Source organism: Miniphocaeibacter halophilus (assembly GCF_016458825.1).
GTDB classification, from domain to species: domain Bacteria; phylum Bacillota; class Clostridia; order Tissierellales; family Peptoniphilaceae; genus Miniphocaeibacter; species Miniphocaeibacter halophilus.
In genome coordinates, this window is sequence record NZ_CP066744.1 from 677,814 (window position 1) to 689,375 (window position 11,562).

The following is an 11,562-nucleotide window of genomic DNA, read 5'->3' on the forward strand; positions in this document are numbered from 1 at the left end:
TTATTTATATATATTTTATTTTAACAACACCATAATACTACTAGTGTATAATGGAATTATTCTTCTGGTCTTTCTTTAATGAAAGTTCCTTCTTCTAACTCAATAAAAGCTTGATTTAGTTCCTCACGAGTATTCATAACAATAGGACCACCCCAAGCTACATCTTCATCTAATATTGGAGCAGAATAAAATGTAAATCTTAAATCATCTGACGCTCCTTCTACTTCAATAGAATCTCCTTGATTAAATAAAATAGCTGTTTTTTCATCATAGAGTTTACCATCTATTTTACATTCACCAAGTAAAGTAAAAATAAACACCTTTTCATTTGGTTTAGTTGGTATTTCAATTTTCTTACCATTTTTTAAAGCAATATCATATAAGGTCGCTTGAAGATGATGTGGTGTTGCACCTTTTAAATCATCAAATTCTCCTGATATAACCTTAACCGTATAATCACCATAATCCTTAGTAGGCATATCCTTTGCTTTAATATCAAAATATTTAGGAGTTGTCATTTTATCATCTTTTGGTAGGTTAATCCATAATTGTAAACCCAATAATCTATCTGTAGGTTTTGGCATTTCTGAATGTAAAATTCCGCTACCGGCTGTCATCCATTGAGCATCTCCCGATAAAATCTTTCCTTTATTTCCTAAAGTATCCTCATGGTCCATTTCACCATTTACTAAATAAGTTATCGTTTCTATTCCCCTATGAGGATGGGTTGGAAAACCTGCAATATAATCATCTGGATTTTCTGAATCGAAAGAGTCTAACATTAAAAACGGATCAAAATCCCCAACTGTACTGTGACCTAAAACCCTTACTAGACTAACTCCTGCTCCATCTTGAGTTCTAAAACCCTTTACTGTATCTATAACTTCCCTTTTTTTCATTTTATCACCTCCGCTACTATATACCCAAATTCTTGAAAAATATCACTATCTAGTATTAATTTTCATTTCATATATTAAAATATTATATTTTTTATCTTCTATTTTTTGATTTTCATATATAAAGCCTATCTTTTCCCAAAACTTTATAGCTTCAATATTATTTTCAATTATACCTAATCTTATTTTTATAAAATTTTCTTTAATTAAAAACCTTATTAAATCCGGCTATTTATCTATTAAATCCATTACTGCAACTAACTTATTACCCTCATAAAATCCTAAATAATATTTATCATTGTAATCTTTACCTTTAGGTAAGGCCTTTAAATCCTTCAGAACAAATTCCCTACTTAGTTTTCCCTTAGAGTATTCATAATATTGGGGATTTGTTTTACAAAGCCTATAAATTTCATTGATATTTTTCATATTTAGTTTCTTAACAGTAAATTTATCTGATATTTTAAAATAATTCATATTTGCCTCTTATTTAATTAGAAGTTTTTACCTTTAATATTTTAATAGCTAGTTAACTAAAATAGTTAGATTAAACTCTACAACTTACAAACTATTACTTATCAATTTTGGGAAAGTATAATCCTATACTAAATCCCCTGTCCTTTTCTGAACTCCACTCCAAACCTATATTCATTTCATCACAAATCCTCTTTACAAGATAAAGTCCTATTCCTGTAGACTTCTTTTGATTTAAGTCATAACCTGTAAAACCTTTATCAAATATGAAGGGAATATCTGATTCTAACACCCCTTGACCATTATCTTCTATCTTAAGATAATAACCTTCTTCAAATTCTCCAGATGAGATTTCTATGAGATTTTCATTTTCCTTATTCAAGTATTTTATAGAATTGATTATAATTTGATGAATTATAAACCTTAGATTTTTCTCGTCGCTAAATATATACTCACAATTTAAATTCAACCGAATATTTATTCCTTTAACCTCTATAAGTTCATTTAATCCCTTTAGAATATCCCCAATAGTTGTTTTTAAATCAATTCTTTCAAATCTATAATCCCTGTGATCTCCTCCAAGCCTTCCATAGTACATAATCCGTTCCACATTATCATCTATTGAAATTCTTGCATAATTAAGTTTTTTATAAACCTCTTGGGAGATTTCATCTCTTCTATTATCCAATACAAAAGTCATTAAAGATATAGGAGTTTTTATTTCATGAACCCATTTCTCCATAAATTCCTTAAAACCCTCTAAATCTTCTTTAGATTTTTCTACCTTATCCCTATATTCCCTCAATCTACTTCCTAATTCTATTATCCTATGCCATTCACTTTTAGGAGAAAGATTCAACAACTTTCTTTCATTTTCTTCTGACGGATTCAACAACATTTGAAAATAATATTCTTCAACCTTCTTCTTATTCATTAATATAACAACAAATACTATTCCCATTACTATTATTGAAAATAATATCATTACATAGACCAATTCAACAAAATTTTCCGGATAGGATATCCAGCCAAGGAATATAAAAAAAAGATTTGTTATGACTATTATAGTTATCCATAGTAAATTATCCCTTATAGATTCAAACAACCTATTTATCTTCATATTTATTCTCCAACTCCAATTTATAGCCTATACCTCTAATATTTATAATTATATCTTTTAGCCCAACTTTCTCCAAAGTTCTTCTAAGTCTTGTTATATTGACTTGAATTATATTTTCGTCAACATATTTTGAGCCTCCCCAGAGAATTTTGTACAATTCCTCCTTAGTTAAAACTGATGGAGAAATCTTTATTAACTCCTTTAGAATAATACTCTCATTTTCCGTTAAATTTATGGAATTATCCTTATAGTGTAAAGTATTTGTATCTTCTTCTATCTTCAAATCCTCCAATTTCAATACTCTCTTCATATTAGAATATAATTCAATCAAGTTATTCGCCCTTGCAATCAACCTGTCTGGATGACATGGTTTTATTAAATAATCATCCCCTCCTAAATCCAAGCCTTGTAACTCATCCTCTAAGGAATCCCTTGAAGTTAAAATTAGAATAGGCCCTATTCCTTTGGCCTTTAATTTTCTACAAATTTCAAAACCGGATATTCCCGGAAGATTTATATCCAATATTACCAAGTCCGGATATTCACTTTCAATATCTTCGACTATATTATGAAAAGAAGAGATACTCTTTACTGAGTATCCCCGTTTTATTAAAATATTCTCAATTTCATCCCGTAGAAAAATATCATCTTCAACTATAACAATCCTGTTCATGCCTGCCTCCCAAAATTGTCTACTGCCTTTTCCACCTCTTTATCACTTTTTCTTTGAATTATTACTATATAACAAAATTCTAAAATAATAAAGAGTATTCCGGTGACTATCGCCATAATAATAACTTTATCCATATTCATCTCCTTGGAATCCATGAAGAAATCTCCAAATAATGTTATAGTTCCAAAGACGGAATTCACTATAGCAAGTCCTATAACCATAAGAAAGTAAACCCAAATCTGTTTTCTAGCGGATTTTTTTAAAATATCCCGACTTGCTCCCAAGTAGGATACGATTTTATATCTATTTATAGTATTTTCCTGTTGCATTAAAAATTTAATGGCTAGAACCGTATTAGCTACTATTAAAAAAAGTATTCCCAAGTATAGGGATGTATAGGATCCTGCCACCGTAAAGAACAAGCTGCGACCTATGCTTGAAAGAAAGGATTCATATTCAAGATTGTGATCTTTAAGTATATTATCCACTTCCATAACTGCTTGCATCAATCCCTTTTCCTCTATTATTTCATCCCTTATATTCATATTCCAGTAAGGTACATGGTCCGGATTATGGACCAACTCATTGTACAATTTATCGGGAAGTATTAGTGCCGTTATCAGATTTATCTTTCTATCTGCAACTACATTATCTGTAAATAATTTTGGCTTCAATCTATATTCCCTATTATCTATTTTTATAGTAGGACTATCTTTTAGGATATTTTCCCAAATCTCCTTACTATTTATTCCAACCGGACCTACAAAAATTGCAATTTCATCTTCTTTAAGAAGTATTTCATCCTGTCCTATGGATTTCAATAATCCGTTGTAACTTTCAAGGGATATTCCATGGTCTACATAATTATTCTTCAGAGATTCCAATAGATTCTCCTTGGCTACAGAATCCTCCTCTTTTTTTAATAATTCCAAAGGATTAGACCAATCTATGCTATGCTCGTATTCTCCTATAAAATCCTCTTGCTCTGCACCATCTACCAGTAACGAAAAGGATATATTGCTTATCTTCATAGGATAATAATCCTTTATATAGGGTTTTATCCCCTTTGCATTCATTATATTCTCGAGTTCTTCTTGCTTTGACTTGCTCTCTTCTTCCAATACTTCAAAGGTAAAGTCGACAACTCTTTTTGGTTCTGTTTCTCTTCCAGAGATTACGGATATCCCATATATAAAACACAGTATTGATATTAGGACTAACAAGGATGATATTGCCATAGAAACATATTCCTTTAGAACATTCTCCTGTAATTGCCTTCCTGTAAAAATATATAACCCCGAGGAATTCATGGATTTTCTCCTAATATAATTTCCCATAAATCCTCCAAATCCCTTGAAGAACAAAAACACTCCCAATATTCCAAAGAAGAATACACCTAGAATGGATATATAGGATATAATAACTCCTCCTAAACTTCCTGACTCTGGATTATAAAAATTCATCCCTAGAATGTAGGCTATCCCTAGAAATATAATCCCTATAATAAAGTTGAGACCTCTACTCTTCCTAGAGGATATTTTTTGATTCTCCTCCTTTTTCCCATTTATTAATACATAGGGCTCCATTTCTATAATTTTAAAGCTCAATATGATCAAGGCCAATAATTGAATTATTATAAAACCTATAATCGTAAACATAAGTCCCGATAGGGATATGCTAAAGCTATAGCCTACTATTCCCATCCCTACCAATTTGGAGCTAGCTAGACTTATCATCTCCGTAATCAAAATTGATATGGGAATTCCTATAATCAATGCGATTAGGCCGTTTCTTAAATTCTCCAACAATATCATGGAGAATAATCTTCTCCTCTTCATACCCATCATCAAATAGATGCCAAATTCCTTCTTCCTATTATCCAACTGGTGTTTGTTGGCAAAATACGTTAGAAAGAACATTATTACTAGGGATACTAGGTATAAGGCGGATATAATAGCAAGAAACCTTTCAATAGCATCAGTTTCCATGGTCCTTAAAAATTTAACCACATTTTGTTCTCCTAGAGATAAAATTATATAAAAGGCTATAATTGCTATAATTAAAGTAGAAAAATATATTCTATTTTCCCTTCTTAGCCTTTTGCTATTACCCTTTATTAAATGTGAGAACATTCTTACTACCTCCTCCTAACTGTCCCATTATATCTATAATTCTCTCATAAAATTTTTCCTGAGATTCCTCAGGAATTTCCCTTCTTAATTCATGAAAGACCAAACCATCTTGTATAAATAAAATCCTTGAACAGTAACTTGCCGCATTTGCATCATGAGTTACCATTAAAATACTGCTCCCTTCCTCCTTATTAATATAGCTTAGCTTCTCCATTAAAATCCTACCGTTTTTACTATCTAAAGAACCTGTAGGCTCATCGGCTAAGACTATTGCCGGGTTTGTAATTAAGGCCCTAGATGCTGCTACCCTTTGTTTCTGGCCACCTGAAAGCTGGGATGGAAATTTCTTTAAAATATCTACAATATCTAATTGTTCAGCTATTCTTTTTAACTTCATATCCATCTTTTTACGAGATTCATTGTGGATAGATAGAGGTAAAATAATATTTTCTTCAGAAGTTAAATTATCCAGCAATTCAAATTCTTGAAACAAGTATCCGATTTTATTTCCTCTATAGTTAGACAACTCATCTCCCCATAGCTTTGTAATATCCATCTCATCTAATATAATTTCACCGGAAGTAGGCTTTATCATCGTGGCGACACAGTTGAGGAGAGTCGTCTTCCCTGAACCACTGGGCCCCATAATTCCTAGAAACTCCCCTGGAATAACATCTAAATTCATGCCTCGTAAAGCATGTGTGCTATTCTGCCCACTACCATAGACTTTCTTTAAATTCCTTATTTGAAGTAATTTATTTAAATTTTTCATAATAACCTCCATTTGCTATTATCTTTATTCTATAATCGAAACTAAGAAAATAACAGTTACAATGAATGTAAGAATTAAAAAAGAGATACCTAATTAGGTATCTCTCAGATTAACGTTAATTAACCTAGGCCTATTATATAATCTTCTAAATAATCATTCAATATCATCAAATTTATTTTCTATTTCAAAAGGAACTCCATTCCAATTTCTAAAATAGGCCTTATCTCTACCTATATATTGTAAATAATTTGGCAACACCGGAGTTTTTCCTAGTCCACCTGGACCATTTACAATATATGTAGGAATTGCCATTCCTGACGTTCTTCCTCTTAAGGATTCCATAATATCTAAACCTTCTTCTACTTTACACCAAAAATGTTCTGTACCTTTTACTGGTTTAGTATGGAAGATATAATATGGTTTTACCCTAATAGTTAAAAGTGCCTGGTTTAGTTTTCTTACAACCATCGGGTCATTATTTACATCATTTAATAAAACCATTTGATTTCCTAAAGGAATTCCTGCATTAGCCAGTTTTTCACAAGCCTCCTTGGATTCTTCTGTTATTTCAGCCGGTGAATTAAAGTGCGTGTTTACATAGATTGGATGATATTTTTTCAAAATATTAACTAAATTATCTGTTACCCTTTGAGGTAAAGTAACAGGTGTTCTTGTTCCAAAACGTATAATTTCAACATGAGGAATAGAACGCAACTCTTGTAAAAGCCATTCTATTGTACTGTCTGACAACATAAAAGCGTCACCACCAGTTAACAATATATCCCTTATTTCTTCATTGTTTCTAATATATTCAATATCTTTTTCTAATGTGTTTCTGTCTATATGGTGATCAGTTTCTCCAATTAACCTTCTTCTTTGGCAAAATCTACAATACATTCCACATTGATTCGTTACCTTTACAATTAATCTGTCAGGGTATCTTCTTGTTATTCCTTCTACCGGTGTTGTTCCTTTTTCATCCATAGGGTCTAAATCACCATGGCCAATTAATTCTTTCCCTGATGGTATGGCTTGTAATTTTATTGGATCTTTAAAATCTTTAGTGTCAATAAGTGAAAGATAATAAGGCGATATAGCAAATCTATAAACACTTGCTACCTTGTCTACTTCTTTAATTTCTTCATCTGTTAATGGAAATATTTTTTTTAATTTTTCTGCATTATCTATTCTATTTTTTAATTGCCACTTGTAATCTTTCCAATCCTCTTCTCTTCCATTGAGTTTTTCTAAAATTACCTTCTTGTTTTTTTCTATTTCTTCTTTTCTTTCAATTCCTGTTTTAATATTGTCCTTAATATTTAAATAATCATTAATTGTGCTTTTTAAATGTTTTCTATAGTCCATAGTTGTATTCCCCTTTCTAGTAGTAATTACAACTTCCTTAATAAACAAGTACTATAGTTTTGTTTTTTATATCTTTAACTAATCACAATAATATTATAACATAAACGTTTTTATACAATATTAAAACTTCTTCCTATTAATAGATTTAAAATATTTATATTACTGTTTTTCTAATTTCGCTGTACTCTTCATATATTTTTTCAGCAGCAATTTTTTCTAATATTTCTACTACCTTATAAACCTCTTCGAAGGTATTATATAAGGCAATAGGGGCTATTCTTATTACATTTGGTTCTCTAAAATCCGGAATTACCCCTAAATCCCTTAAGGCAACACTTATTTGATAGGCCTTATTATGAGTTAGGCAAATATGTCCACCTCTTTTTCTGTCTTCTCGAGGGTTGTCGATTTTATATCCATATTTGCTTAATTTATTATCTACTAAATACATAAAATAAGCCGTTAGCTTTAAAGATTTTTCCCTGATTTTTTTCATTCCTATTTCATTAAAAATATCTAGTACTCCATCTAAGGGTGCCATAGAAAATAAAGAAGGGGTACCTATTTGCCATCCACTAGCATCTTCTTGATGATCGAATTCTTGTTTTAATTGAAATTGTGTTTCCAACTTATTTCCATACCAACCGGCCATTCCCGGTAGTTTTTCAAAATGTTTTTCGTTTATATATAAGCCTGCAATAGAACCTGGTCCACCTGATAAATACTTATAGGTACACCATACTGCAAAATCCGGCTTTATGTCTGAAAAGTCTATTTCGATTGCTCCTATAGCATGACACAGGTCAAAGCCTATAATGATATTACGCTTATGTGCCTCCTCTGTTAATCTTTTCATATCCAATATTTGTGATGATCTGTACAGAATAGTTGGTAATAGTATTAAGGAAACATCTTCTGTCATTGCTTCTATAATCTTATCTTCGTTAATATATTTTCCATCATCGGATTTTACAACTTTTACAGCATCTTCCACTTTTAAACCGTGAATTCTAATTTGACTATCTACTGCATATCTATCTGAGGCAAAATTTAAATCATCGACTAATATTTTATATCTTTCCTTTGTAGGTTTATAAAAGGTACTTATTGCCTGATGAATATTGGAAGTAGTACTTCCTGTAATAACAACTTCATTTTCATTAGCCCCAACTAAAGGAGCCATTTTTTTTGCTATATGTTTAGAGTATTGATGGTATTTTCCATTTTCTATATTCCAAATTTTAATAGCTTCCTCTTTCCAAATATCAAGCATTTTAAGTAAGGACTTTTCCCCTTCTTTTGAAGCTAAACCTAAGGAATTACCATCCATGTAAATTTCATCTTCCTTTAAATAAAAATGATTTCTATATTCTTTTAAATCATCCTTTTCATCTAATTCTTTGGCAAAATCCAATCCGTCTTTAAAATTATATTCCATTTTCTACCTCCTATTTCTTCTTACTTTAATTCTATTGGTTTTAAAAAAATAAATACATATATAATATTAGCTTATTTGTCCTTTTCCTTTTAAAATAAAAGTTTATTTATTATTTTATTTAATATGATAAAATTTAGTTATTATATTTAGGAGCAATTTATGAATTTAGATATTACAGATATAAAAATATTAAAATTATTGGAAAAAAATAGTCGTTTACCTATTAGGCAAATTTCTAAAGAAGTAAATATGTCAGAACCTTCAGTAAAACAAAGAATTGAAAAATTAGAAGATAATAATATTATTAAGGAATATACCATTAATATTGATTTTAAAAAATTAGGTTTTTCCCTGCCCTTTTTCATTGCCTTAAAGGATTTGAAAATTCATTATGATGATTTTTCAAAAAATCTAGAAAAATATTCCAATATTAGCAAAATATATTCCTTAACCGGTAAATATAACTACTTTTTAAAAGGATATTGCAAAAACCTTGAAGAACTTGAAGAAATTCTACTTGAATTAAAAAAACATGGTGAAGCTGAAACCTATTTAATTTTAGATGAAATAAAAAATAATAATCTATTATAATTTCTAATCCAGTACAACACTATAAAAACTAACACCTGCAAATGCAGGTGTTAGCTAACTGTATAAATAAAAATGGACTTTATTACTAAGGTTCAAGCTTAAAATAATACTACTACTCATTTAACCTTATCCATTCTTCCATTAATTCACTAAGTTTTTCTTCAATACTACTCTTTTCATTTAATAATTCATTTAATTTTACAAAATCCCTTGCAAATAATTCCATCTCTTCTTCTATTTTTTCAATTTTCTCATCAAAAACAGTGATTTCATCTTCTATTAATTTTATTTTTATAGGATTCTTTTTCTTTTTTATATTTTTATTATTTTTTAGAAAAATTTTTCTTTTCTTTTATTTCAATGTTTTCTACTCTTGTTTTTTCTTCTGTCTTTTTTTCAATATAATAATCATAATTTCCTAGAAATTGCTTAAATCTTTTATCTGATAGCTCATAAATTATATTGGCTAGTTTATTTATAAAGTATCTGTCATGGGAAATAAAAATTAAAGTTCCCTTAAATTCCATTAAAGTATCCTCTAACATCTCTCGGCTCAAAATATCTAAATGATTTGTTGGCTCATCTAATATTAGTGTATTTATTTCCTTATGCATTAATTGACAAAGTCTAAGTCTTGCCCTTTCTCCTCCTGAAAGATCTTTAACCTTTTTGAAAACATCTTCTCCATAAAATAAAAATTTAGCTAAAATTCTCCTAGCCTCTTCTTCTGAAAATAAGAAATCATATCTAAAGGTATCTAAAATATTTTTGTTTTCATCTTTAAATGTAATATTTTGTTCTAAATAACCTATTTTAACATTGGAACCTATTTTGATTTCTCCCTTATCCTGTTTTTCTTTACCTAGAATCATTTTTATTATAGTAGTTTTACCAGTGCCATTTTTCCCTATTATGGACACCTTGTCCTTAAATTTAATATTCATATTCAAATCTTGAAAAAGAAGCTTGTTCCCATAGCTTTTAGAAATATCCCTAATATTTAAAACTTCCTTTCCTGACCTATCCTTAATTTCGAAATTTAACCTTATATTGCTTTCCTTTGAAGGTTTGTCTAGAACTTCCATTTTGTTAAGCCTTTTTTCCATACTAAAAGCTCTACGAAACATATTTTCATTGTCTCCCCTAGCTGCCCAATCCTTCATTCTTTTTATGGATTCCTCCATGGATTTTATTTCTTTTTGTTGATTTTCAAATTTCTTTAATTCCTCTTCAAAAAGTCTTTCTTTTTCCTTTGAGTAATAGGTATAATTTCCGAAGAATATATTTGCTTTTTTGTTGGATATTTCTACTATTTTTGAAACAACCTTGTCGAGAAAATATCTGTCATGGGATATTGTAATGACAGTTCCATTATAATTGGAAATATAGTTTTCCAACCAATCTATTGACTCCATATCCAAATGATTTGTTGGCTCATCTAATAATAAAATATCCGGAGACTCTAATAATATTTTCCCAAGTAATACTGTAGTTTTTTCCCCTCCACTTAAAGTATTAAATTTTGAATTTATAATATTTTCGTCTATTCCAAGACCAACTGTTATTTTACTTAACTTTTCTTCTATATTATAGCCGCCTATTAATTCAAATTCCTCCTGTAATTCTCCATATTCTTTAAGAATTTTTTCTAATTCTACTCCATCTAAGTCCTTCATTTTATTTTCCAGTAGCCTAAGTTCTTCTCTTTTTTTCTCTTCTTCTTTGAAGGCTAAATTTAAAATATCTCTTACTGTACTATTTGATGAATAATTAGGTACCTGCTCTAAGTATCCTACTCTGCTATTTTTACTAATAAAAACCGTTCCCTTGTCAATGAATTCATAGCCTGAAATTATTTTAAATATAGTTGTTTTTCCTGAACCATTTTCTCCTACAACTCCTATTTTTTCCCCTTTATTTATCTGTAAATCCAAATCCTTTAGAACGTTTTTTATTCCAAAGTTTTTCTCTATATTATTTAAAGATATTTCTATCATCTTAATTCTCCTTATATTTGAAATTATATATAAAAAAGCCTAAGTAAAACATACTTAGGCCTAGACATATTTCTATAGATATTAAAAGCCTAAGTAAAATATAC

General features: G+C 29.6%; 11 protein-coding genes. 1 reads left to right on the plus strand and 10 read right to left on the minus strand.

Annotated elements, in window-relative coordinates; genetic code table 11:
- Nucleotides 1-56: 56 nt before the first annotated feature.
- From JFY71_RS03300 to kynU, 8 genes are all read right to left on the minus strand, one after another.
- Entirely contained in the window at nucleotides 57-899 is an 843-nt protein-coding gene (locus JFY71_RS03300; protein WP_243661625.1) for a pirin family protein, read from the minus strand.
- 225 nt (nucleotides 900-1,124) lie between these two features.
- Nucleotides 1,125-1,373 carry a hypothetical protein gene (locus tag JFY71_RS03305; RefSeq protein ID WP_243661626.1) on the minus strand — a complete coding sequence of 83 codons (249 nt, stop codon included), beginning with the start codon at nucleotides 1,371-1,373 and terminating at the stop codon, nucleotides 1,125-1,127.
- Nucleotides 1,374-1,467: 94 nt separating this feature from the next.
- Nucleotides 1,468-2,490: a sensor histidine kinase gene (locus JFY71_RS03310; protein WP_243661627.1), complete on the minus strand. Its 1,023-nt coding sequence runs from the start codon at nucleotides 2,488-2,490 to the stop codon at nucleotides 1,468-1,470.
- The gene (locus tag JFY71_RS03315; RefSeq protein WP_243661628.1) at nucleotides 2,477-3,163 is read right to left on the minus strand and encodes a response regulator transcription factor; all 687 of its coding nucleotides are present in this window, start codon (nucleotides 3,161-3,163) and stop codon (nucleotides 2,477-2,479) included. The genes JFY71_RS03310 and JFY71_RS03315 overlap by 14 nt, the downstream gene beginning before the upstream one ends.
- Entirely contained in the window at nucleotides 3,160-5,295 is a 2,136-nt protein-coding gene (locus JFY71_RS03320) for an ABC transporter permease (protein ID WP_243661629.1), read from the minus strand. Before JFY71_RS03320 ends, JFY71_RS03315 begins: the two co-directional genes overlap by 4 nt.
- Complete coding sequence (locus tag JFY71_RS03325; protein WP_243661630.1) at nucleotides 5,270-6,067, minus strand: ABC transporter ATP-binding protein; 798 nt, start codon at nucleotides 6,065-6,067, stop codon at nucleotides 5,270-5,272. Before JFY71_RS03325 ends, JFY71_RS03320 begins: the two co-directional genes overlap by 26 nt.
- Nucleotides 6,068-6,220: 153 nt before the next feature.
- On the minus strand, nucleotides 6,221-7,432 hold the full coding sequence (locus JFY71_RS03330) for a KamA family radical SAM protein (protein ID WP_243661631.1): 1,212 nt from the start codon (nucleotides 7,430-7,432) through the stop codon (nucleotides 6,221-6,223).
- Between the two features lie 154 nt (nucleotides 7,433-7,586).
- Nucleotides 7,587-8,870 carry a kynureninase gene (gene kynU, locus JFY71_RS03335; protein ID WP_243661632.1) on the minus strand — a complete coding sequence of 428 codons (1,284 nt, stop codon included), beginning with the start codon at nucleotides 8,868-8,870 and terminating at the stop codon, nucleotides 7,587-7,589.
- Between the two features lie 159 nt (nucleotides 8,871-9,029).
- Here kynU and JFY71_RS03340 point away from each other — a divergent pair, with 159 nt between their 5' ends.
- A complete protein-coding gene (locus JFY71_RS03340) occupies nucleotides 9,030-9,461 on the plus strand; it encodes an Lrp/AsnC family transcriptional regulator (RefSeq protein ID WP_243661633.1) in 432 nt (143 codons plus the stop codon).
- 112 nt (nucleotides 9,462-9,573) lie between these two features.
- On the opposite strand, the gene JFY71_RS12100 is transcribed toward JFY71_RS03340, so the two are convergent.
- Together JFY71_RS12100 and abc-f are read right to left on the minus strand one after the other, a co-directional pair.
- Nucleotides 9,574-9,801 carry a hypothetical protein gene (locus JFY71_RS12100; protein WP_338041879.1) on the minus strand — a complete coding sequence of 76 codons (228 nt, stop codon included), beginning with the start codon at nucleotides 9,799-9,801 and terminating at the stop codon, nucleotides 9,574-9,576.
- Entirely contained in the window at nucleotides 9,785-11,458 is a 1,674-nt protein-coding gene (gene abc-f, locus JFY71_RS03350; RefSeq protein ID WP_243661634.1) for a ribosomal protection-like ABC-F family protein, read from the minus strand. Before abc-f ends, JFY71_RS12100 begins: the two co-directional genes overlap by 17 nt.
- Between the last annotated feature and the right edge of the window lie 104 nt (nucleotides 11,459-11,562).